This is a genomic window from Flavonifractor porci (assembly GCF_037572415.1).
GTDB lineage: Bacteria > Bacillota > Clostridia > Oscillospirales > Oscillospiraceae > Flavonifractor > Flavonifractor porci.
In genome coordinates this window covers 257187-279975 of sequence record NZ_JBBHLB010000002.1, presented here as the reverse complement: position 1 = coordinate 279975, position 22789 = coordinate 257187, and the positions used below count along the sequence as shown (strand labels likewise).

Annotated in this window: 22 protein-coding genes; 7 read left to right on the top strand and 15 right to left on the bottom strand. The window is 60.8% G+C overall.

What is annotated here, in order from left to right:
- Nucleotides 1-95: 95 nt before the first annotated feature.
- From WHJ28_RS03510 to rimP, 5 genes are all read right to left on the bottom strand, one after another.
- Nucleotides 96-632, bottom strand: a complete 537-nt coding sequence (locus WHJ28_RS03510; protein ID WP_340039768.1) for a 50S ribosomal protein L7 — start codon at nucleotides 630-632, stop codon at nucleotides 96-98.
- The gene (rnpM, locus tag WHJ28_RS03505; RefSeq protein ID WP_209341739.1) at nucleotides 625-900 is read right to left on the bottom strand and encodes an RNase P modulator RnpM; all 276 of its coding nucleotides are present in this window, start codon (nucleotides 898-900) and stop codon (nucleotides 625-627) included. Before rnpM ends, WHJ28_RS03510 begins: the two co-directional genes overlap by 8 nt.
- A 39-nt stretch (nucleotides 901-939) precedes the next feature.
- A complete protein-coding gene (locus WHJ28_RS03500) occupies nucleotides 940-1152 on the bottom strand; it encodes a hypothetical protein (protein ID WP_340039767.1) in 213 nt (70 codons plus the stop codon).
- Between the two features lie 103 nt (nucleotides 1153-1255).
- Complete coding sequence (gene nusA, locus WHJ28_RS03495) at nucleotides 1256-2413, bottom strand: transcription termination factor NusA (RefSeq protein ID WP_340039766.1); 1158 nt, start codon at nucleotides 2411-2413, stop codon at nucleotides 1256-1258.
- A gap of 51 nt (nucleotides 2414-2464) precedes the next feature.
- Nucleotides 2465-2920 carry a ribosome maturation factor RimP gene (gene rimP / locus WHJ28_RS03490; RefSeq protein WP_340039764.1) on the bottom strand — a complete coding sequence of 152 codons (456 nt, stop codon included), beginning with the start codon at nucleotides 2918-2920 and terminating at the stop codon, nucleotides 2465-2467.
- Between the two features lie 247 nt (nucleotides 2921-3167).
- Between rimP and WHJ28_RS03485 the strand changes: the two genes are divergently transcribed.
- Genes WHJ28_RS03485 through WHJ28_RS03475 form a run of 3 tightly spaced genes read left to right on the top strand, consistent with a single transcriptional unit; the run spans nucleotide 3168 to nucleotide 7496 of the window.
- The gene (locus WHJ28_RS03485) at nucleotides 3168-4100 is read left to right on the top strand and encodes an AAA family ATPase (RefSeq protein WP_340039763.1); all 933 of its coding nucleotides are present in this window, start codon (nucleotides 3168-3170) and stop codon (nucleotides 4098-4100) included.
- Nucleotides 4101-4104: 4 nt separating this feature from the next.
- Nucleotides 4105-5103: a DUF58 domain-containing protein gene (locus WHJ28_RS03480; protein ID WP_340039762.1), complete on the top strand. Its 999-nt coding sequence runs from the start codon at nucleotides 4105-4107 to the stop codon at nucleotides 5101-5103.
- Entirely contained in the window at nucleotides 5100-7496 is a 2397-nt protein-coding gene (locus WHJ28_RS03475; protein ID WP_340039761.1) for a transglutaminase-like domain-containing protein, read from the top strand. The genes WHJ28_RS03480 and WHJ28_RS03475 overlap by 4 nt, the downstream gene beginning before the upstream one ends.
- Before the next feature lie 513 nt (nucleotides 7497-8009).
- On the opposite strand, the gene WHJ28_RS03470 is transcribed toward WHJ28_RS03475, so the two are convergent.
- Complete coding sequence (locus WHJ28_RS03470; RefSeq protein WP_340039760.1) at nucleotides 8010-8456, bottom strand: RrF2 family transcriptional regulator; 447 nt, start codon at nucleotides 8454-8456, stop codon at nucleotides 8010-8012.
- A 294-nt stretch (nucleotides 8457-8750) separates the two neighbouring features.
- On the opposite strand from WHJ28_RS03470, the gene aroF reads away from it, so the two are divergent.
- Nucleotides 8751-9767: a 3-deoxy-7-phosphoheptulonate synthase gene (gene aroF, locus WHJ28_RS03465; protein WP_340039759.1), complete on the top strand. Its 1017-nt coding sequence runs from the start codon at nucleotides 8751-8753 to the stop codon at nucleotides 9765-9767.
- A 221-nt stretch (nucleotides 9768-9988) separates the two neighbouring features.
- A complete protein-coding gene (locus WHJ28_RS03460; RefSeq protein ID WP_340039758.1) occupies nucleotides 9989-10849 on the top strand; it encodes a prephenate dehydrogenase in 861 nt (286 codons plus the stop codon).
- Between the two features lie 37 nt (nucleotides 10850-10886).
- On the opposite strand, the gene WHJ28_RS03455 is transcribed toward WHJ28_RS03460, so the two are convergent.
- Together WHJ28_RS03455 and WHJ28_RS03450 are read right to left on the bottom strand one after the other, a co-directional pair.
- A complete protein-coding gene (locus WHJ28_RS03455) occupies nucleotides 10887-11915 on the bottom strand; it encodes an LCP family protein (protein ID WP_340039755.1) in 1029 nt (342 codons plus the stop codon).
- Nucleotides 11916-12011: 96 nt separating this feature from the next.
- Nucleotides 12012-12845, bottom strand: coding sequence for an NlpC/P60 family protein (locus WHJ28_RS03450; RefSeq protein ID WP_340039754.1), 834 nt, complete (start codon nucleotides 12843-12845; stop codon nucleotides 12012-12014).
- Nucleotides 12846-12951: 106 nt separating this feature from the next.
- Here WHJ28_RS03450 and WHJ28_RS03445 point away from each other — a divergent pair, with 106 nt between their 5' ends.
- Nucleotides 12952-13959, top strand: a complete 1008-nt coding sequence (locus WHJ28_RS03445; RefSeq protein ID WP_340039753.1) for a helix-turn-helix transcriptional regulator — start codon at nucleotides 12952-12954, stop codon at nucleotides 13957-13959.
- Here the strand turns inward: WHJ28_RS03445 and WHJ28_RS03440 are convergent.
- Both WHJ28_RS03440 and WHJ28_RS03435 read right to left on the bottom strand, forming a co-directional pair.
- Entirely contained in the window at nucleotides 13926-14258 is a 333-nt protein-coding gene (locus WHJ28_RS03440; protein ID WP_340039752.1) for an arsenate reductase family protein, read from the bottom strand. The two genes, WHJ28_RS03445 and WHJ28_RS03440, sit on opposite strands and share 34 nt — an antisense overlap.
- Nucleotides 14259-14261: 3 nt before the next feature.
- A complete protein-coding gene (locus WHJ28_RS03435) occupies nucleotides 14262-14483 on the bottom strand; it encodes a DUF1653 domain-containing protein (protein ID WP_340039750.1) in 222 nt (73 codons plus the stop codon).
- A 344-nt stretch (nucleotides 14484-14827) separates the two neighbouring features.
- On the opposite strand from WHJ28_RS03435, the gene WHJ28_RS03430 reads away from it, so the two are divergent.
- The gene (locus WHJ28_RS03430; protein WP_340039749.1) at nucleotides 14828-16486 is read left to right on the top strand and encodes a ribonuclease J; all 1659 of its coding nucleotides are present in this window, start codon (nucleotides 14828-14830) and stop codon (nucleotides 16484-16486) included.
- Nucleotides 16487-16584: 98 nt separating this feature from the next.
- Here WHJ28_RS03430 and eno read toward each other — a convergent pair whose 3' ends face one another.
- From eno to WHJ28_RS03405, 5 genes are all read right to left on the bottom strand, one after another.
- The gene (gene eno / locus WHJ28_RS03425; protein ID WP_340039748.1) at nucleotides 16585-17886 is read right to left on the bottom strand and encodes a phosphopyruvate hydratase; all 1302 of its coding nucleotides are present in this window, start codon (nucleotides 17884-17886) and stop codon (nucleotides 16585-16587) included.
- A gap of 388 nt (nucleotides 17887-18274) precedes the next feature.
- Nucleotides 18275-19795 carry a 2,3-bisphosphoglycerate-independent phosphoglycerate mutase gene (gene gpmI / locus WHJ28_RS03420; protein WP_340039747.1) on the bottom strand — a complete coding sequence of 507 codons (1521 nt, stop codon included), beginning with the start codon at nucleotides 19793-19795 and terminating at the stop codon, nucleotides 18275-18277.
- 165 nt (nucleotides 19796-19960) lie between these two features.
- On the bottom strand, nucleotides 19961-20734 hold the full coding sequence (gene tpiA, locus WHJ28_RS03415) for a triose-phosphate isomerase (protein WP_340039746.1): 774 nt from the start codon (nucleotides 20732-20734) through the stop codon (nucleotides 19961-19963).
- Nucleotides 20735-21006: 272 nt separating this feature from the next.
- Nucleotides 21007-22278, bottom strand: coding sequence for a phosphoglycerate kinase (locus WHJ28_RS03410; protein WP_340039745.1), 1272 nt, complete (start codon nucleotides 22276-22278; stop codon nucleotides 21007-21009).
- Nucleotides 22275-22769 (bottom strand): tRNA (cytidine(34)-2'-O)-methyltransferase, encoded by a 495-nt coding sequence (locus WHJ28_RS03405; protein WP_340039744.1) that lies wholly within the window; start codon nucleotides 22767-22769, stop codon nucleotides 22275-22277. The genes WHJ28_RS03410 and WHJ28_RS03405 overlap by 4 nt, the downstream gene beginning before the upstream one ends.
- Nucleotides 22770-22789: the final 20 nt, after the last annotated feature.

Sequence of the window (22789 nt, the reverse complement as noted above, 5' to 3'; positions counted from 1 at the left end):
GTCAGCTTGCGCCAATAGGAAAACGCGGCGGGGCCGCTGCGCTTTCTTATTGGAACAAGCCTGCTTGTTCCAATCTGTCCTCAGCCACTTCTTATTCATGGCTGCTGCTTCTTGATGGTCAGTTTACCCTTGAGGGCAAACGGTCTTGCCTGCTTTTTAGCCGCGGGCGGATGCTCAGGCTCTTTGGCCGCCTTGGGGGGCGGAGCCCACGGCTTCTTATTCTTCTTTTGCAGGTTCTTCTCATGGGCCCGCTGTTCCTTCTGCCGCTGAAGCGCCTTGCCCGCCTGGACCTTCAGCTGTTCCGCCGCGGCGGAGCAGCCCTCAGGATCGGCGGCGGCCAGCTTGGCAGCGATGGCGGCGGCCAGCCCCACATCGGTGAGGGCCAGCATAGTGCAGGCGGAGCGGCCCACCGCACCGCCCAGACCACCCTTGGTGTAAGGCGTGGGCAGGTGGGGCACTTTGCCGATCTCGGCAAAGTGGGCCGCCCGGCGCAGACTGTTGTCGGCACCGTCACAGGCGGTAAGGATCAGCTTGGCCTGATGGGCCCGGGCGGCGGCGCCCACCGGCTCCTCGCCCACCTCCACACGGCCTGCCTTACGGGCGATGCCCAGCAGATGCAGTACGCTATCCATCCTGATCGCCCTCCCGCATCTGCTGTTCCAGTGCCTCATACACCTCGTCGGGCATGGGGGCGGAGAAGGCCCGCTCCAACGCCCTGGCCTTCCGGGCCCGCTTCAGGCAGGCCTCGTCAGGACACACATAGGCCCCCCGCCCCGGCTTCTTTCCCTTGAAATCCAGGGAGACCTCTCCCTCCGGGCTCTTCACCACCCGGATCAGCTCCTTTTTGGGCTTCATCTCCCGGCAGCCCACGCACTGGCGCATGGGGATCTTCTTGGGCATCCTTCTGCCCCCCTTCCATTTCATTTGATAACTCAGGGCTTACTCCCCGGTCTCGGCCTCGTCCTCCAGGATTACATCCTCCTCGTCCTCCACCTCTTCATCGGAAGGGGCGGAGGCGGGCTTGATGTCGATCTTCCAGCCCGTCAGCTTGGCGGCCAGGCGGGTGTTCTGGCCCGCCCCACAAAAGGCGGAGCCTTTTGCGGGGACCCCTGATTTTATCCTGTTTGGGACAACTGAATTGCCCCAAACCAAGGTTTTGCCGCCGACAAAACGCTTGTGCGGCGCAAGCGCCGTCCCGCCTGCGGCGGGTCCCAAGGAGGGCCAGTTTCAGCCTTGGAGACCGCCCCCACAGAGTTTATTCCTCGGTCCCGGCCTCATCCTCGATGAGGATCTCCTCCTCGTCCTCCGCCTCTTCATCGGAGGGGGCGGAGGCGGGCTTGATGTCGATCTTCCAGCCGGTCAGCTTGGCGGCCAGCCGGGCGTTCTGGCCCTCCTTGCCGATGGCCAGGGACAGCTGATCGTCGGGCACCACCACGCGGCAGGTCTTACCCTCCTCGTGGATATCCACGCTGATGACATCGGCGGGGGACAGAGCGGCTGCGATGTACACGGCGGGGTCCTCAGACCACTTGACGATGTCCACCTTCTCGCCGCGGAGCTCCTCCACGATGTTGTTGACACGCTGGCCGCGGGGACCCACGCAGGCGCCGATGGGGTCCACGTTGGGGTCGGCGGACCAGACGGCCAGCTTGGTGCGGGAACCGGCCTCACGGGCAATGGACTTGACCTCCACAGTACCGTCGTAGATCTCGGGCACTTCCATCTCGAACAGGCGCTTCACCAGGCCGGGATGGGTGCGGGAGATCAGGACCTGGGGACCCTTGGTGGAACGGCGGACCTCCACCACATACACCCGCAGGCGCATTCCTTCCACATACTCCTCGCCCTTGACCTGCTCGCCGGCAGCCAGGAAGGCCTCAGTGGCTTCGCTGCCGGAGCCGATCCGCAGGCTGGCAGCGCCGGAGCGGGGATCGATGCGGGTGACCACGCCGGTGAGGATCTCGTGCTCCTTGGAGGAGAACTCGTCGTACACCATGCCCCGCTCGGCCTCGCGCATACCCTGGATGATGACCTGACGGGCAGTCTGAGCGGCAATGCGGCCAAAGTCCCGGGTCTTGATCTCGATCCGGATCACGTCGCCCAGCTGGGCCTGGGGCAGCTTGGAACGGGCCATCTCCAGGCTCATCTCGGTGCAGGGGTTATCCACCTCCTCCACCACGTCCTTCTTGACGAACATCCGGACGGTACCGGCCTCCTCGTCGGCCTCCACCACGATGTTGTCACCGGCGGACTCATGGTCCCGCTTATAGGCGGACACCAGGGCCTGGGTAATCTTATCCAGCATATAGGACTTGGGGATGCCCTTCTCTTTCTCAATCAGGTTAATGGCGGCAAAAAATTCCTTGCCGTCCAGCTCATTGGTCTTCTGCGCTTTGGCATTCTTCTTCGGCATAGCTCTGTCTCCTTATCCTCAACACGGGCGGTTCCTGTCCGCCCCTACATCTTAAAACCGCACGTACAGTCGGGTCTGGGCCACGTCCTTCTTGACGAAGGTCCTGGGTCCGTCCGCCGTCTCAATGGTCACGTCGCCGTTTTCATAGCCGGTCAGCACGCCCACATGGTCCTTCCGGCCGTCCACCGCCCGGTAGAGGCGCACTTCCACCTCAGTTCCCATAAACGCGGCAAAGTGCTCCGGCTTTTTCAGGGGCCGGTCGGCGCCGGCGGAGGATACCTCCAGCACATAGCTGCCCTCGATGGGATCGGCCTCGTCCAGGGCATCGGACAGAGGACGGCTCACCGCCTCGCAGTCGTTGATGGAGACGCCGCCTTCCTTATCAATATAGATCCGCAGGAACCACTGTCCCGCCTCCCGCACATATTCTACGTCCCACAGGGAGCAGCCGGCAGCCTCCACCAGGGGGGCCGCCAGAGCGGACACCAGCTCAGTTACCTTGGCCATAATCCACCTCCGGCAAGGGGGTGTAAAAAATTTACATACCCCGTTTTTTCAATAAGAAAGAGCGGAGCCGCGACCCCACTCTCACCACACTTCTACTACTAACGTATGTACTATACCACAAACCTGCTATTTGTGCAAGGGTCTGCCGTGATTTTTTCCATTCCGGGCTTTTTTATTCATTTGAGTTGACATAAGGGAACCCTCTGGTACAATAGAAATCAGATTCATTGTTTAAGGAGGTCGGAGCATGGAAGGCAACAAGCAGGCCCTGGAAATTTTGGGCGAGGTAAAGAAAGCAGTGGTGGGCAAAGATAACGTGCTGGCCAAGGTGCTGCTCGCCATTCTGGCCCGGGGCCACATCTTGCTGGAGGACATCCCCGGGGTCGGTAAAACCACTATGGCGCTGGCCTTTTCCAAGGCCCTGAGCCTGCAATATAACCGGGTGCAGTTCACCCCCGACGTGATGCCCTCGGACATCACCGGTTTTTCCATCTACAACAAGGCCACCGGCGCCATGGAGTATCAGCCCGGCGCTGTGCTGTGCAACCTGTTCCTGGCGGACGAGCTGAACCGTGCCACCAGCCGTACCCAGTCAGCTCTTCTGGAGGCCATGGAGGAGGGCCAGGTCACCGTGGACGGCGTGTCCCATCCGGTCCCCCAGCCCTTCCTGGTCATCGCCACTCAGAACCCGGCGGGGGCCTCGGGCACTCAGCCGCTCCCCGACTCCCAGATGGACCGCTTTATGATCCGGCTGTCCATGGGCTACCCCGCCCCGGCGGACGAGTTTGCCATGGTGCGCCGCAAGCAGGGAAACAACCCGCTGGAGCAGGTGCGCCGGGTGCTGGACCTGAATGGTCTGGCCGCCCTGCGGGAGCAGGCTGACCGGGTGTTCGTGTCCGACCCGGTGCTGGACTATATCATCCGTCTGGTCAATGCCACCCGCAGCCACCCCATGATCGTCCAGGGCGCCAGTCCCCGGGCCTCTCTGGCTCTTACCGCCATGGCCAAGGCGGCCGCCCTGGTCTTTGGCCGTGACTTTGTGAACCCGGAGGACGTATCCATGGTCTTTGCCGACGTGGTGACGCACCGGCTTATCCTCTCCCCCCGGGCGGAGGCCAACGGCAACTTCCAGCCGGCGGCCGAGATCCTCCGGCAGGTCCCGCCTCCCAGGATCGGGTAAGGCCATGGCAAGCCGTCGGATCTTATACGCCGTTTGGGTGGGCGCGGCGGTACTCTTTCAAATTTTCTTCCGCTTTTATCTGTCCACCTTTGTTCTGGTGCTTATTTTGGTGCTCCCTATCCTCTCCCTGCTGTTGGCACTGCCGGGATGGATGGGGAGCATGGCGTCGGCGGTACCCGAAGTCACTTTGATTACAATGGACGGCAGCGCCCGGTTCGGCGTATTCCTGCACCATTCTTCCTTTCTGCCCCTCATCCACCCCCGGGTCAAGCTGCGCTGGACCAATCAGCTCACAGGAGAGTCTGGGGTGAGCAAGATCACAGTGACCACCCGGGAGCCGGCGGAACTGACGGTGGCCGCCGCCCATTGCGGCCGCCTGGTCTGCCAGGTGGAAAAAGCGGTTTGCTGCGATCTGCTGGGTCTGTTCCCCCTGCCGGTGCGGAGGGGTCCGGAGCGGGCCGTCCTCATCCTCCCGGCCCAGCTGGAGCTGGAGGGGAAGGAGGAGCTGGCTGCCGGTCAGAACGAGGGCACGGTGCTCCGCCCCCGCCCGGGCGGCGGTCCCGGCGAGGATTACGACTTGCGGGAGTACCGGGTGGGGGACCCCCTGCGGTCAGTTCACTGGAAGCTGTCCTCCAAAAAGGACGAGCTGGTGGTACGGGAGACCCTGGAGCCCCAGCAAGCCACTATTGTAGTGACCTATGACCACTTCGGCCCGCCCGAGGAGCTGGACCGCACCTTTGCCCAGCTGTGGGCCCTCTCCCGCTGGCTGCTGCAGCAGGATCGGCCCCACCATATCCAGTGGGCTGCTCCCGTCACCGGCGTGATGGAGGACCGGACTGTGGACAGTCCCAACGCTCTGCTGGCCTGTCTGGAGCTGTCCTTCTCCACCCCTGCGCCTCTGGAAGGCCGCTCTATTCTGGACGGCGCTCTCCGGCTGACCGGCGGCGGTAAGGTGCGCCATCTCCATGTGACGCCGGACGGCGTGGAAGGAGGGGGACGATGAAACGGCATCCCAAACGACAGCCCCGGCCCCGGCCGGGCTGGCTGGAGCTGCTGACCGGCGGGTTTCTGCTCTTCCTGCTGTTGTCCAGCACCCTCTGGTCCTTCTCCTCTGCGGTTCGGCAGCCCTTTCAGCTCTCTGTTTTCCTGATTGGCTGTGTGCTGCTGACCGTCCTGCTCACCGTGCTGTGCGCGCTCCCCACCCGCTGGATGCTGGTTGGTATGGCCGCGGTACTCTGTATTGACGGTCTGGTGGTCTGGCGCATGTTCACCCCCATGCGGCTGGGAGAGATCACCTTCCGCTGCTCTGTGGTAAATACGGTGTGTACCAGTCTGGAACTGGACGGCTTCATCGAACCCATCATCCAGCTGCCCTCCATTGTCTGGATCAAATCCGCAACCATTTTTCTCCTGGTAGTGGCCGCTGTTCTGGGTGTACTGCTGGCTCTCACAGTGGTGCGGTTCCCCTCTTTTTCCGCCACCTTCCTGCTCACCAGTCCCTTCATTCTGGCTCCCCTGTGCATCTCGGTCACACCGGCCTGGCTGCCCCTTATGGTGCTCATTCTCGCCTGGTGTGTGATGGGTCTGGGCGCTTTGGCCCGGCGGTGGGACCGAAAGGGAGCCGCACGGCTCACCCTGGTCTCCTTTCCGGCGGCAGCTCTGCTGCTGTTGCTGCTCAATACCGCCATACCTCAGGAGAACTACCAGCGACCGCGATGGGCGGACGACGCGCTGGACTCCATCAACAACTGGGCAACGCATCTGAATATAACGCTCTTTCATGGCAAGGGTCCCTTCGGCTTCGGCAGCGGCGGCTCCTTTACCAACGCCGACGGCAAGGTATCCCTGGACGACGCCGGGCCTCTGTCCTTCTCCGGCCGGACGGTTCTGGAAGTGGACACCGACCTGCGGGGCCGGATCTACCTGCGGGGATTCTCCAGCGCGGTGTATGACAGCAGCGGCTGGGCGCCTCTGAAGGAATCGGACTACCAGGACCTGGGCCCTTTCTATTATCCCATTGACGAGTACTCCGGCCAGTTTTCTCTCTCCGACCTGGAAAACGCATTGGATGGCTACCATCCCATGAACTTCCCCGCCCTGGCCGACCGAAACGCCTTCCCCAACCATCAATATGCCAAGGTCACCGTTCATAATGTGGGCGCCGATCCAGGTTATGTGTACGTTCCCTATCACATTCTGTCCCAACCCAACGAACTCAGCGGCACCAAGTTTATGTACGACTCCTATCTGGCCCGGGGAGAAGATGTATGGACCCACACCCTGTATGTCCAGCCCGGCTGCTCCCCTGATTCCGGAGCAGCGCTGCCGGTGGAGGCGCGACAGGCGGAGGAGCGCTATCAGGCATTTGTCTACGAGAACTATCTCACCATTCCCGACTCTCCAGAGCTGTGGGATGCCATGGTAGAGGCCACCGACCAGTTCTGGCCCCAGGTCATGGAGGCCTGCGACAGCAGGGAAATAACCAGTACCCCGGATTTCTCCTACGGCATTACCTCGGAGAACGGTATTCCTGACCTCACCAAATCGGATATCAACCTCATCCATCTTTGGACCATGGAGAGCGCCCAGGCCATCGCCGGCTATCTGGCCTCCATCACCCAGTACGACCCCAACACCCCCGCCACCCCGGAAGGAGAGGATTTCGTCACCTATTTCCTCACCGAAAGCCACCGGGGCTACTGTATGCACTATGCCAGCACCGCCACCCTCATGCTGCGGGCCATGGGCATTCCCGCCCGGTATGTCACCGGCTATGTGGCCGACGTACCCCCCTCCGGACATGTGAATGTTCCGGACTCCGCCGCCCACGCCTGGGTGGAGGTCTATATCCCCGGCTACGGCTGGGAGCCGGTGGAGGTCACCCCCGCCTACGCCGGCAGCAATCCCGGCCAGAGCGGTACGGCCACACCTACGCCGACGCCCACCGCAACGCCTACCCCCACGCCTACCCAGACCGCTCAACCCTCCGCACGGCCCTCCGCCGCCCCCGATGACGGCAAAGAGGACCAGCCGGAGGCCGCTCCTCTGGATCTGCGCTTCATCCTGATCCCCCTGGCGGTCGTGCTGGTGATCCTGGCCCTCCCCGTCCGGCGGGCCATCGGTCGAAGCCGGCGCGAGAAGCGGTTTGGACAGGCCAACACCAATCAGGCCGTCATTGCTGCGTATCTCTACCTGCAAAGGCTGGAGAAGTGGGGCGGTCAGACCCCGGCGGAGGTTTTTGAGCTGGCCAAAAAGGCCAGGTTCAGCCCCCACACCCTGACGGAAAAGGAGCGGCAGACCGCCGTACAGGCCGCCCATACCGTCTCCACTCAGGTGGACAAGTCCCTGCCCTGGTACAAGCGGCTGCTTTGCCGGTACATCCTGGGACTGTGCTGAAGCAACGGGCGGCCAAAAGGATCGCCCCTACCACACAACCAACTCCACTCTCATATAGGGGCGGCCTTTATAACCGCCCACCAGTCAAAAGGCCCCGGGTAACCCCCGGGGCCTTCGTTGCTTTCTTATCACTTTATTGGTCCCTGCCACATCCGGAAGAAAAGGTGCTGCGCAGGGCATTTTTGGTACCACAGTCCGGGCAATACCAGCTGTCGTTGGAAAGAGGGGATGCCTGGAGCCAGATTCCGGCCTACTCTCTCCCCTCCGGCGCGATCAGGGGCGCAGAATGAGCGTCCTTCCGCCCACGCCTATCAGCCACCGGAGGTTGGACGGGGAAAACAAGGGTCCCTTCTGCATCAGCGCTCCACCCCACCGCTGACAGTAGTTCACGCCGGGGGCATTCTACGCAGAGCACTGCTTGCAGATATTTTTCCCTATGCTTGACCTCCTCCAATCCCGGCAGGGTCCCCTACCCCCCAGGGGCGGAGTACGCTGAACCGTCGATACAGGGATTCAGACAGGGTTTTCCCCATTCTCCGGGCATTTCTCCTGATGCCGGCGTATCAGATCGGCCAAAGTTAGGTGATCCACCACCCCGGAGACCGCGGCCTGGATCTCCCGCCACACCTCTACAGTGACGCATCTGTCCGCCCGTCCGCACCGGCACACATCATCGGCGTCGGCACAGCTCACCGGCGCCAGATTGCCCTCCAACACCCGCAGAATCTCGCCTACCGTGTATTCCTCCGGCGCCCGGGTCAGCAGGTAACCGCCGCCGGCGCCCCGCACCGAGCGCACCAGCCCGGCCCGGGAGAGCTGAGTCACGATCTGCTCCAAGTATTTATCGGAAATATCCTGCCGCTGGGCCACATCCCGCAGCGGCACTGCCGTACCGTGGCTGTTCAGGGCCACATCCAGCATCAGCCGCAGAGCATACCGCCCCTTGGTCGAAATCTTCATATGATCCCTCCTGACTTTTTTAATATAATACCATAATACAGGTAGGATTTCAAGAAAAATTTCCCCTTGACTTTCACACCAAAAAGTGCTAAAGTCTCATTCAAAGGAAGGAGCGTGCCCGTCATGCTGAAGCGTACCGGTTATGGATACGGCTATTACCGCTGCTATTATTTCAGCGGTGTTTCTGCCTGCCCATAACCGGCTGACCGGGTTTCGTTCTCACAACGGACGGAAAGGATCCGCAGCTGCCTCTGGGCGGCTGCGGATCTTTTGTATTTGGAAAGGAGTTCACATATGGTCGTTATTATGAAGCGGGATTTTACCCCCGAGGAGTTGGAAAAAGCCATCCGTACCATGGAGGAAGGCGGAGTCAAGGTGATGGTGTCCAAGGGCGCCGAGACCACTATTCTGGGCGCGGAGGGCAATGCCGAAGGCATCGACCAGGAGAAGCTGTCCCTTCTGCCCGGCGTGGACCGGGTAATGCGGGTCACCGAGCCCTATAAGAAGGCCAACCGGAAGTACCACCCGGAGGACACGGTCATTGATCTGGGAGGCAGTGCTGTGGTGGGCGGCGAGAAGCTGGCCGTCATCGCCGGTCCCTGCTCAGTGGAGAGTGAGGAGCAGATCGTAGGCGTAGCCCGGGCAGTCCAGGCCGCCGGAGCCGCCGCCCTGCGTGGAGGCGCCTTCAAACCCCGCACCTCCCCCTACGCCTTCCAGGGCATGGGCAATGACGGCATCCGGCTGCTTCAGGAGGCCCGGGCGGTCACCGGCCTGCCCATCGTCACCGAGATTATGTCCACCGACAACGTGGAGATGTTCGAGATGTGCGTGGACGTGATTCAGGTGGGAGCACGGAATATGCAGAACTTTGACCTTCTGAAGCAGCTGGGCAAGACCACCAAGCCCATTCTGCTCAAGCGCGGTCTCTCCTCCACCATCGAGGAGTGGCTCATGTCCGCCGAGTACATTATGGCTGGCGGCAATGAGAAGGTCATTCTGTGTGAGCGCGGCATCCGCACCTTTGAGACCTTTACACGCAATACTCTGGATCTGTCGGCAGTGCTGGCGGTAAAGCAGCTGTCCCACCTGCCGGTGGTGGTGGACCCCTCCCACGCCTGTGGCAAGGCCTGGATGGTGGAACGGATGAGCATGGCGGCTCTGGCCGCCGGGGCTGACGGTCTCATCGTGGAAGTCCATAACGATCCGCCCCATGCCCTTTGCGACGGGGCCCAGTCCATCACCCCCGCCCAGTTTGACGATCTGATGGACAAGCTGCGTATCCTGGCCCCCTGCGTGGGCCGCACTCTGTAAACGGAGGCTGCGGTATGAAAAAGACCCTTGTCATCGTGGGACTCGGTTTAATCGGCGGCACCCCACCGGCCTGAAGTCCGGCGGGGACCCCATAGAATTTGATTTGCTCGCGGCAAATGAATTGCCGCGGCATCAAGGTTTTGCCTGTCGGCAAAACACTTGGACGCGCATCCGCGCGAAAGAGCCGCCCCCAATCTTGCGGTTATCAGGAGGTTAAAACTATGAAAAAAACACTTGTCATTGTGGGCCTTGGCCTGATCGGCGGCTCCATGGCTCTGGCTCTGAAGGGTTTTGAGGATTATGAGATCCTAGGCGTGGACGTGTCTCAGCCCACCCTGCGCTACGCCAGCGAGCACGGCGTGGGCGACCGGGTCACTGAGTGCGCCGCCGATGTGATCCCCCAGGCCGACGTGGTGGCCCTGGCCCTCCATCCCCAGGGCATTCTGGACTTTCTGCACACCTACAAGGACCAGTTCAAGCCCGGCGCACTGGTATGGGACGTGTGCGGCGTTAAGTCCGCCATTTTGGATGGGGCGGACTGTCTGCCCGATACGGTGGACTTTATCGGCTGCCACCCCATGGCAGGTACTGAGTTCTCCGGCGTGGAACACGCCTTTGCCGAGCTGTTCCAGGGCTCACACTTCCTTCTCGTCCCCCGCCAGACCAGTAAGCCGGAACACCTGGCCCTGTTGGAACGGCTGGCCGCCTATATGGGCTGCAAGGATGTCCACCGCACCACCGCCCAGGCCCATGACGCCCTCATTGCCTACACCAGTCAGGTGATGCACATCATCGCCGTGGCGGTATGCGATGACCCCACCCTCTTTGACTGCAAGGGCTATGAAGGCTCCTCCTTCCGTGGCTGTACCCGGGTGGCCGCTCTGGACGTGGGACTGTGGACTCAGCTTTTCTCCCTCAACCAGCCCGCTCTGCTGGATGTGCTGGATCGCCTCATCGGTAACCTTCAGTCCTACCGGGAGGTGCTGGCCACCGGCGACCGAAGGGCTCTGGCGGATAAGCTGGCCTTCTCCGCCGCCCGCAAGCGGCAGATGGACCTGCCCGGCCCCGACCTGCTGGAGTAAACTAAAAGGACGTGCCTTTGAGGCACGTCCTTTTTGATTACTTGTATTGGAAGATGTTCATATCCCCCAGGCCCAGATCCTGATCGTAGGGATTGATGAGCTGATTGACGGTCTCCAGAGTCTCCTCAGGGTAGAGCTGATAGCAGTATTTGCCCCAGCCGGGATAGTAGGTGTTTCCGTCTCCGGTGAGGGTGGCGCTGGTCATGCCGGTCTCGAAATCAAAGCCCAGGGCAGGCTGGGCAAACCACAGCATCTCGCCAAACTCCAGGTTGGTGTTCACATACTCCAGGAAGATCTCAATGTAGCGGTTGATCTTCTGGGGGTTGGACAGAGCCTTTTTCACAATGGTGCCAATGAGCTGCTGCTGGGTCCTGGTACGTCCGATGTCATTGTCCGGATAGGCGGAGTAGATGTTGTTGGGATAGGTACCAGGGCCATCGGAGTTTTTCCGGCACCGGGCCACGTTCAATACATCCTGCCCGTCCAGGTGCTGGAGGCCAGGCTCATAGTGGATGTGCAGGTCCTGGGCCGGATCATCGTAGGCCATGTGGACGGGCACATTGAACTCAATGCCGCCCAACTCATCCACCAGTACCTTAAAGCCGTCCATGTTGATGCCCACATAGAAATCAATGGGGATACCCAGCATATCGGATATGGTGTCCCGCAAAGCCTCGATCCCCTGCTGGTAGACCGCGTTCAGCTTACCGCTCTTCACCAGAGTGTCTCTGGGGATGGATACCATGCCCACTGTCTGCGCCACCGTATCGTAGGTGCAGACGATCATGGTATCAGCGTTGCTGCCCACCTGATCCTTGGCCACCAACAGGAAGGTGTATGTATAAGGTTTCCGCTGCCGCCCCGTGGTAGGCTCAGCGCTGGTACCCGGCGGAGCGGGGGTAGGTGTGGGTTCCGCTGCCATTTCCGGCTCCTTGGCCAGCAGCTTGTAGACGCAGAACAGCGTCACGATCAACGCCGAGATGACCACAAGGATGCCATAAAAAATCTTCGCCGCCCGCCGTGCCGGGGAGATCCGGCGGCGTTTCTTCCGGTGTGTCTGGGCCACTGAGGCGCGCCCCTTTCTTCAATCATGTTATGTCAACAAACAGATACAGTATAGAGGAGAATGGCCCATCTGGCAAGAGGTTGCCGCAAATTTTTATCAAGTTGTCAGATTCTCCCCGCCCAGGGGAAAGACGGTGCCCGCCGTCAGCAGCTTTTCCCGCAGATCCGCCCGGTAGTCAGGCTGCGCCGGGTCCAGGCTGTTGATCACCACTCCGTCGCTGCCCACTCTGGCGGTGGAGTGGATATACCTTCCTTCCCCCAGATAAAGGGCGATGTGTCCGGGAAAATAGAGCAGATCGGCAGGCAGGCAGGCCTCCAGCGGAATGGGACGGACCGGATATCCGGGTACAATGCGGGCATCCCGGTAGAGGAGCACCCCGCTGAAAAACCAGGACATAAAGGTAAGCCCCGAGCAGTCGATCCCCACGGGGGACTTACCGCCCCAGCGGTACTGGGTCCCCAGATAGCTTCTGGCCCGCTCCACCACCCTGACCCGGAGCTGTTCCTCCGGCAGATCACAGGACTGGGCGCAATATTCCTCCAGAAAACTACATTTTGTATAGCCATTTCGTCCGTCAGGCAATTGAATCCGCCGCCAGCCCTCCGGGACAGCTTCCTCCAGAACAGCGGTCAGACTGCCCCGGGGCAGGGTAGTCAGCACCGGCCGCTCCACCTCCGGCCCGGCCAGCACATCGGCAAAGGGAGCGGTCACCACCATCTTCCCCTGAAGGGGCCATTCCCCTGCCGGAGCCAACTGCTCCCGCCGTACCCAGCCGGAATAGCCGTAATGGGTTCGGACCCGCCACCAATCCCCCTGAGCCTCCTCCGGTCCATAGACCGGCCAGCCCATCAGGATCTCATCCACCCGCTCTTTCTCCCCGCCCGGCCCGGCATAGAGGGGGCAGAGGGGAACTGCTGCAACATATATCATAGGCCCTCGCAATCTCCACACATTTGTGGTATGCTGAATGTACGGTTTATAGGACAATAAATGTGATAGTCTAACAGGTAATACGGCAACAAAGGGGGTCGCTTCCATGCCGAAAAGCGCCAATCAAAAGTTGAAACTGCTCTGTCTGTGCAAACTGCTGTGGGAATTCACCGATGAGGAGCACACTCTCACCGTCCCTGAGATCATCTCCCGCCTGGAGGAGTGGGACATCAAGGCCGAGCGGAAGAGCATCTACTCCGATATGGAAGCCCTGCGCCAGTTTGGACTGGATGTGCAGTGCCGGAAGGGCCGCTCACCAGGCTGGTTTCTGGGGGACCGGCCCTTCCAGCTGGCGGAGCTGAAGCTGCTGGTGGACGCGGTCCAGTCCTCCCGCTTCATCACCCAGCGCAAGAGCAGCCAGCTGATCCACAAGCTGGAGTCTCAGGCCAGCATCCACCAGGCCCGTCAGCTCCAGCGCCAGGTCTATGTGGACCGGCGGGTAAAAACCATGAATGAGAGCATCTATTACACCATTGATAAGCTCCACACCGCCATTGCAAACCGGAAAACGGTGACCTTTCTCTACTTTGAGTATAACGTCCGCAAGGAAAAGGTCTTTCGCCATGAGGGCCGCCGGTACACCGTCTCCCCCGCCGGCCTGATCTGGGATAACGAGAACTACTACCTGGCCGGTTATGATCACCGCTCCAAGGAGCTGCGCCACTATCGGGTGGACAAGATGGCCGATCTGGCCGTCACCTGCCTGCCCCTCACCGGGGTACCGGAACACTTTGATATGGCAGCCTATGCGGGAAAACACTTCGGTATGTTCTCCGGCCGGGAGGGACAGGTCACCCTGCGCTGCCGCAGCAGCCTGGTGGGGGTGGTGCTGGACCGCTTCGGTCTGGATGCCATTTTGGTGCCCGACGGGAAGAGCCATTTCACCGTCACTGTTTCCGCCGTGGTCAGCCCCCAGTTTTTAGGCTGGCTCTTCGGTCTGGGAGACGGGGTGCAGCTGCTCCGACCCCAGTGGGCGGTGGAGACCTTTCAGGCGCAGCTGTCGGCAGTGTCCGGGCTTTATCAGTTCCAGCTCTCCCATACCTCCGGGCAGTAGCCCACGGTGGCCTGCTTGCCGTTGCGGACGATGGGAGTCTTAAGCAGTTTTGGGTTGTCCAGCAGCTTGTCCAACTTGTCGGCATCATAGGCAAGGTAGTTGAGCAGGGCGGCGTCCGGGTGTTTCTGATCAATGAGGTGATTCAGTCCCACCGCATTGACCACACTTTTCAGCTCCCCGGCGCTCATGCCGTACTTACCCAGGTCCACCGCCTGGAACTTGATGCGCCGCTCCTTAAACCAGCGCTCCGCTTTCTTTGTATCAAAGCATTTACTCTTTCCAAAAATCTGAATGTTCATGGCTTACTCTCCTATATACAGAAACCGGGGGCCCTGATAGCCGTCCCGCTCCACAATCTCATTCCACATGGCCGCCGGCCGCACCCATATCCCCCGCTCCCCGTAGAGGGCCTGATAGACCACCATAGGCTCCAGGGTCTCCGAGTGGCGGGCCACATAGAGCAGCTGATACTCGTTTCCCTTGAAGTGCCGGTAACGGCCGGGGCGCAGCTGTCTTTCTTCCATCCGATCCACACTCCTTTGCATTTTTCTTCGGTATTGTACCACATCCGCTCCTACAGAACAACTGAGGGGAACCGTGTCGCAAAATAATGGTATACTTTTCCCCACTTCCGTGGTATAATATCAATGCTAATTGTGGCTTTATGCGCGTCATCGCGCTTTGAATAAGGCAAGGACACAGTATGGATAGAGGCGCCAGGCGGTGCATGGCCGTTCCCTTTTTCCGGCGAGGCAGGGCCGGAAAGAGCGGGAGTCCACCGCTTTTCTTTTGCGCGCTCAAATCCGGACCGTGTCCACTGATAAATACGGAAAACGGATTGATTGTAAAGGAGTGTAGCATTACTTTTATGGCTGAAAAACTGAAAATCATTTCTCTGGGCGGTCTGAACGAGATCGGCAAAAACCTGACCGTATATGAATACGGCGGGGACATGATCATCGTGGACGTAGGTATGGGCTTCCCGGATGACGATATGTACGGCATTGACGTGGTCATCCCCGACTTTTCCTACCTGATCAAGAATAAGGACCGCATCCGGGGCATCTTCCTGACTCACGGTCACGAGGACCACATCGGCTCCATCCCCTATCTTCTGCGGGATGTGAATGTGCCCATCTACGCCACCCGGATGACCGCCGGCCTGGTGAAGCTGAAGCTGGAGGAGCACCGTCTGGCGAACAAGACCAAGCTCATCACCTGTGAAGCCGGCGAGACCGTAAAGGCGGGCAAGTTCAGCGTGGAGTTTATCCATGTAAACCATTCCATCGCCGATGCCTGCGGCTTTGCCATCAAGTGCGCCGTGGGTACCGTCATTCATACCGGCGACTTCAAGATCGACCCCACCCCCATCCAGGGCGGCATGATCGACCTGGGCCGTCTGGGGCAGCTAGGCAAGGAGGGCGTTTTGGCCCTGCTGGCCGACTCCACCAATGTGGAGCGCCCCGGCTTCACCAAGAGTGAGCGCAGCGTGGGCGACTCCTTTGACGCCCTGTTCCGGGGCTGTGAGCAGCGCATCATCATCACCACCTTCGCCTCCAATGTGGACCGCATCCAGCAGATCATCGACGTGGCCGCCCGGTATGGCCGCAAGGTGGCGGTAACCGGCCGCTCCATGGAAAACGCCATGAAGGTGTCCACCGAGCTGGGCTATATGAAGATCCCCGACGGGGTCCTGGTGGATCTGGCTCATATCAAGAGCCTGCCCAAGAACAAGATCTGCATCATCACCACCGGCAGCCAGGGCGAGACCATGTCGGCCCTCACCCGCATGGCTTTCAATACCCACCGCCAGGTGGACATCCAGGCCGGCGATCGGGTGATCCTCTCCGCCTCCGCCATTCCCGGTAATGAAAATGCCATCGGCAGCGTGATCAATGAGCTCTACCGCAAGGACGCCGAGGTGGTGAACGAGCGGGAGCGGGCCCTCCATGTGTCCGGCCACGCCTGTCAGGAGGAGCTGAAGATCATCCACGCTCTGGTGAAGCCCAAATTCTTCATCCCCGTCCATGGTGAGCAGCGGATGCTGAAGATCCACGCCAAGCTGGCCCAGCAGATGGGCATGAATCCCAAGAACATCATTATCAGCGACATCGGCAAGGTCATTGAGCTGACCCCCAACTCCGCCAAGATCAACGGCACCGTACCCGCCGGCCGTGTGTTCGTGGACGGCTATGGCGTGGGCGATGTGGGCAGCGTGGTGCTGCGGGACCGCAAGCATCTGGCCGAGGATGGCATGATCGTGGTTGTCGTGTCCATGTCCGGTGAGGACGGCTCTGTGGTATCCGGCCCGGACATCATTACCCGCGGCTTTGTCTACGTGAAGGAATCTGAGGGTCTGATGGAGGAATTGCGGAAGGTGTCCATTACTGCGCTGGAGAACTGCCAGCGGGACAGCCTCACCGATTGGGCTGCCATCAAGTCTGAGATCAAGAACTCCATCTCCAGCTTCCTTTATAAGAAAACCAAGCGCAACCCCATGATCCTTCCCGTTATCATGGAGGTCTGATACAAACGATGAAAGCGGCTGCCGCGTCTGCGGCAGCCGCTTTTTTCATTAAAACGGGGCCGCTGCCTTTGGCAGCGGCCCCTTGTGCTTGTCGAAACTTACTTCAGGTTGAAGAAAGCGTCCATACCCAGGTACTCAGCCACATCGCCCAGCTCCTCCTCGATGCGGAGCAGCTGGTTGTACTTGGCCACACGGTCGGTACGGCTGGGAGCGCCGGTCTTGATCTGGCCGGCGTTGGTGGCCACCACGATGTCGGCAATGGTGGCATCCTCGGTCTCACCGGAGCGGTGAGACACGACGGCGGTGTAGCCGGCACGGTTGGCCATCTGGATGGCATCCAGAGTCTCGGTCAAAGTGCCGATCTGGTTGACCTTGATGAGGATGGAGTTGGCGATCTTATTCTCCAGGCCCATCTTCAGGCGCTCGGTGTTGGTGACGAACAGGTCATCGCCCACCAGCTGGACACGGTCGCCCAGAGCCTTGGTCAGCATGGCCCAGCCCTCGATGTCGTCCTCGCCCATGCAGTCCTCCATGGAGACGATGGGGTAGTTGTCGGCAAACTTCTTCCACATATTGACCATCTGCTGCTTGGTCATGGACTTCTTGGCCTTGGGCAGGTCATAGCAGCCAGTCTCAGCATTGTACCAGTCGGACACAGCGGCGTCGATAGCGATCTTGAAGTCCTCGCCGGGCTTGTAGCCGGCCTTCTCGATGGCAGCCACGATGCACTTGAAGGCGTCCTCGTCCTTCTTCAGGTTGGGAGCGTAGCCGCCCTCGTCGCCCACGCCGGCGGCGGGGGTGCCGTTCTCCTTCAGCACGCTCTTCAGGGTGTGGAACACCTCGGCGCACATACGCAGGGCCTCACGCCAGCAGCAGGCGCCCACAGGCATGATCATGAACTCCTGGATGTCCACGTTGTTGGTGGCGTGAGCGCCGCCGTTCAGGATGTTCATCATGGGCACGGGCAGAACCTTGGCGTTGACGCCGCCAATGTAGTTGTACAGGCTGGTGCCCAGGCTCTCAGCGGCAGCCTTGGCGCAGGCCAGAGAGGCGCCCAGAATGGCGTTGGCGCCCAGGCGGCTCTTGTTGGGGGTGCCGTCCAGAGCGATCAGGGCCTTGTCGATGGCGGTCTGATCCAGAACGTTCATGCCCACCAGGCACTCGGCAATCTCAGTGTTGACGTTCTTCACGGCGGTCAGAACGCCCTTGCCCAGGTAACGGCTCTTGTCGCCGTCACGCAGCTCACAGGCCTCGTGCACACCGGTGGAAGCACCGGAGGGCACAGCAGCGCGGCCCATGGTGCCGTCTTCCAGATAGACCTCGACCTCAACGGTGGGGTTGCCGCGGCTGTCCAGGATCTCACGGCCCAGAACGTCAACGATCTCAATGATCTGCTTCATGGTAAAAAACTCCTTTCGTATTGGCGGCGGGGGATGATCCCCGCCATACAGGGGTATCGGATTGTGGGGGGCGGGCCTCCGGCCCGCCGGGTCAATATTTGGTACGGCGGAACTTCCGCCGGATACCGCTTCATTCAGGATCAGCGTCTCCCCGCCCATCTCCGCGGGCTTTTCAAGGCGCCCCACGCGGCAGGCCGCGGGGGGACCCCAGTTCTTTTCATCTGCTCGGGGCAAGCACCCGCAAGGGGTACGCCACATCCGTAAGGCGTCAAAGACGCCAACGGCTGTGCAGTAAATTGCCCCGGCATCAAGGTTTTAGCCTTCGGCCAAAACGCTTGGACGGCGCAAGCGCCGCCCGCCTGCGGCGAGGATGAACCTTGAAAAGCCCTTAATTCAGGATCAAGGTTTCGCCATCCATCTCTGCGGGCTTCTCCAGGCCCATCAGATCCAGCATGGTGGGGGCGATGTCGGCCAGGCGGCCGTCCCGCAGCTTCACGTCGGCGCCCACGATGTAAAAGGGCACCAGATTGGTGGTGTGGGCGGTGTAGGGGGTGACCCCATCCTCGTCCAGCATCCGGTCGGCGTTGCCATGGTCGGCGGTAATGAGGGTCACGCCGCCCATCTTGGTGGTGGCCTCCACCACCTTGCCCACGCCCTCGTCCACAGCCTCCACGGCCTTCACAGCGGCGTCAAACACGCCGGTGTGACCCACCATATCGCAGTTGGCGAAGTTGAGGATGATGACGTCGTACTTGCCGCTCTCGATGCGCTTGACGGCCTCCTCGGTGACCTCGGGGGCGCTCATCTCGGGCTGCAGGTCGTAGGTCGCCACCTTGGGAGAGGGGATCAGGCACCGGTCCTCGCCGGGGAAGACCTGCTCGGCGCCGCCGTTGAAGAAGAAGGTCACATGGGCGTACTTCTCAGTCTCGGCGATGCGCAGCTGGGTGTAGCCCTGGCGGGCAATGTACTCGCCAAAGATGTTCTCCAGCTCCCGGTGGGGGAAGGCAATGAGCACATTGGGCATGGTAGCGTCGTACTCGGTGGTGCAGACGTAGGTGACGGGGAAGTAACCCTTCTTCCGCTCCACGTCGGTGAAGGCGGGGTCCACAAAGCAGCGGGTGATCTCCCGGGCACGGTCAGGGCGGAAGTTCATGAAGATGATGGAGTCGCCCTCCTTCACCTTACCCTCCTTGGTGCACACCACAGGCTCCACAAACTCATCAGTGATATTGGCATCATAGGACTTCTGAACGGCATCCACAGGATCGGCGTTCTCAGTGCCCACGCCCAGCACGATGGCGTCATAGGCCCGCTGCAGGCGGTCCCAGCGCTTATCGCGGTCCATGGCATAGAAGCGGCCCATAACTGTGGCCACCTGGCCCACGCCCAGTTCCTTGCACTTGTTTACCATCTGCTCCACATACTCCTTGCCGGAGGCGGGGGGCACATCGCGGCCGTCCAGGAAACAGTGGACGAACACCTTGTGCAGGCCGCGCTTCCTGGCCATCTCCAGCAGGGCGAAGATGTGGGTGATATGGCTGTGGACGCCGCCGTCGGACAGCAGGCCGAACACATGCAGCGCGCCGTCCCGCTCCTTACAGTCGTCCATAGCCTCGATATAGGCCTCATTCTCAAAGAAGGTGCCGTCCTGAATGGACTTGGTGATCCGGGGCAGATCCTGAAACACCACCCGGCCTGCGCCGATGTTGGTGTGACCCACCTCGGAGTTACCCATCTGTCCCTCAGGCAGGCCCACATCCATGCCGGAGGCCGCCAGCTTGCAGCCGGGGTTCTCGGCAAAGATCCTGTCCAGATTGGGGGTGTGGGCGGCGGCAATGGCATTGCCCGACTGATCGCCGCGCAGGCCGAAGCCGTCCATGATAATGAGGGTAGTCGGTGTTTTACTCATAGTTTACCTCTGTTCTAAAAGATCGACATGATGCGTCCGGGCGCTCCGCGCTTCTTACTCCTGATTGGCAGCGTTGACCGCAGCGTCAAGAAAATTTGCCGGCGGCAAATTTTTAGCGCAGGCCCTGCCGGCTATGCCGGCAGGGTGGCACTCCGCAAGAAGCAATTACTCCTGGTTGGCGGCGTTGATGATCTCCACGAAGTCGGGGGCCTTCAGGGAAGCGCCGCCGATGAGGCCGCCGTCCACGTCGGGCTGAGAGAGCAGCTCCTGGGCATTCTTTGCATTCATGGAGCCGCCGTACTGGATGGTGACGGAGCGGGCCACGCGGGCGCCGTACAGCTTGCGGATCACAGCGCGGATGGCCTCGCACACCTCGTTGGCCTGCTCGGCGGTAGCGGTCTTGCCGGTGCCGATGGCCCAGATGGGCTCATAGGCGATGACCACATGACGCATCTTGTCGGCGGGCACACCAGCCAGAGCGGCCTTCACCTGATAGGAGATCAGGTCCATGGTAACGCCCAGCTCACGCTGCTCCAGGCTCTCGCCCACGCACACGATGGGGTACAGGCCAGCCTCCAGGGCGGCGTGGACCTTCTTGTTGACGGTAAAGTCGGTCTCATTGTAGTACTGACGGCGCTCGGAGTGGCCGATGATAACGTACTTCACACCGATCTCCTTGAGCATCTCAGGGGAAACCTCGCCGGTGAAGGCGCCGTGGGACTCATAGTGGCAGGTCTCGGCGCCAATGGCCACGCGGCTCTCCTTGAAGAGGCGCACAGCGGCCTGGAGGTTCACAGCAGGTACGCACAGCACAACCTCACACCACTTGGGCTTGCCGATGAGGGGCTTGAGCTCCTCAGCAAAGGCGCGGGTCTCGGAGAGGGTCTTGTTCATCTTCCAGTTGCCAGCAATGATGGTCTTACGATATCTTCTGTTCATGGGTAAATGGGCCCCTTTCTTCCATTTTCTCTCTTGGGTTTTGATCCGGTTGGATCTGCGGCATATCTTCCGCAGGCTCAGTTTTGACGCTGAGGCGGCGCCTGTCTATTAAGCATCCAGCAGGCAGGCCACGCCGGGCTCGTCGACGCAAGCTCCATATCTCTCGCTTCCCCGCAGGCGGAAAAGCTCGCTCATTTCGCTGCGCCTCCTCTCCCCACGAAACCCGCTTCGCTGGGCTTTCGCGGGGGCCCCGGGAGCTGCCCGGAGCACAATTAAGCGTCCAGCAGGCAAGCCACGCCGGGCAGTTCCTTGCCCTCCATGAACTCCAGGGAAGCGCCGCCGCCGGTGGAGATGTGGGTCATCTTATCAGCATAGCCCAGCTGCTGTACAGCGGCAGCGGAGTCGCCGCCGCCGATGATGGTGATGGCGTTGCTGTTGCTCAGAGCCTCGGCCACAGCCTGGGTGCCCTTGGCAAAGGTGGGGAACTCAAACACGCCCATGGGGCCGTTCCAGATCACAGTGCCCGCATCCTTCACGGCGTCAGCGTAGGCGGCGATGGCCTTGGGTCCGATGTCCATGCCCAGGCAATCGTCGGGGATGTTCATGCTGTCCACCAGGACGGGCTCGGCATCGGCGGAGAACTCCTTGGCGCAGATGGTATCCTCGGGCAGGAGCAGCTTCACGCCCTTCTCCTTGGCCTTCTTCATCATGTCGTTGCAGTAGTCCAGCCAATCCTCTTCCAGCAGGGACTTGCCGATGGAGCCGCCCTGGGCCTTGAGGAAGGTGTAGGTCATGCCGCCGCCGATGATGATGGTGTCGGCGATCTCCAGCAGGTTGTTGATGACGCCGATCTTGGAGGACACCTTGGAGCCGCCCAGGATGGCCACCAGGGGACGCTTGGGATTGGCCAGAGCGCCGCCGATGATCTCCAGCTCCTTCTGGATCAGGAAGCCGGACACGGCGGGCAGGTAGGCAGCCACACCGGCGGTGGAGGCGTGGGCGCGGTGAACGGCGCCGAAGGCGTCGGACACGTATACCTCAGCCATATCAGCCATGGCCTTGGCCAGAGCGGGATCGTTCTTGGTCTCCCCCTTCTCAAAGCGGGTGTTCTCCAGCAGCAGGATCTGGCCGGGCTGGAGAGCGGCGGCCTTGGCCTGGGCGTCGGAGCCCACCACATCGGAGGCCATGATGACCTCACGGCCCAGCAGCTCGCTCAGGCGCTTGGCAACAGGAGCCAGAGACAGCTTGGCCAGGGACTTCTTCCACTCCTCCTCGGTGATGGAGGCGGGGTCCTTTCCCTTCTCGGCCTGCTTCTTCACATAGGAATCAAAGGTGGCCACGGGCTTACCCATGTGAGAGCAGGCGATCACGGCGGCATTCTGATCCAGCAGGTACTGGATGGTGGGCAGGGCCGCGCGGATGCGCTTGTCGTCGGTAATGACGCCGCTGCCATCCTTGGCCATGGGCACATTAAAGTCGCAGCGCAGCAGTACCTTCTTGCCGGCCACGTCGATGTCTTTTACGGTCTTCTTGTTGTAGTTCATACTATACTAGCTCCTTTCATCTCGCCTTCCCCGGCCAATCCGGGAAAATCCAGTTGTCGCAGGGCTTCGTACGCCAGGATCGCCGCTGAGTTGGAAAGATTGAGGCACCGGGCCTGTGCCCGGATCGGAATACGAATACATCGCTGGCGGTATTTCTCCCGGAATTCCTCCGGCAGTCCGGCGGTCTCCTTACCGAAGATGAGATAGCACCCATCCCGGAACGTGGCCTCTGTATAGGGCCTGGGAGCTTTGGAGGTAGCCAGCCAGATATCCTCCGCGCCGGTTTTCTGAAAGAAGTCCTCCAGATTTTCATATACCCGCAGATCCACCAGATGCCAGTAGTCTAAGCCGGCCCTTTTTACGGCTTTGTCACTGATATCAAAGCCCAAAGGCTTGATCAGGTGGAGTCGAATCCCGGTAACAGCGCAGGTACGGGCGATGTTGCCGGTGTTTTGAGGTATTTCCGGTTCGTAGAGCACGATATTCAGCATTTTATTCCCTCTTTACACCT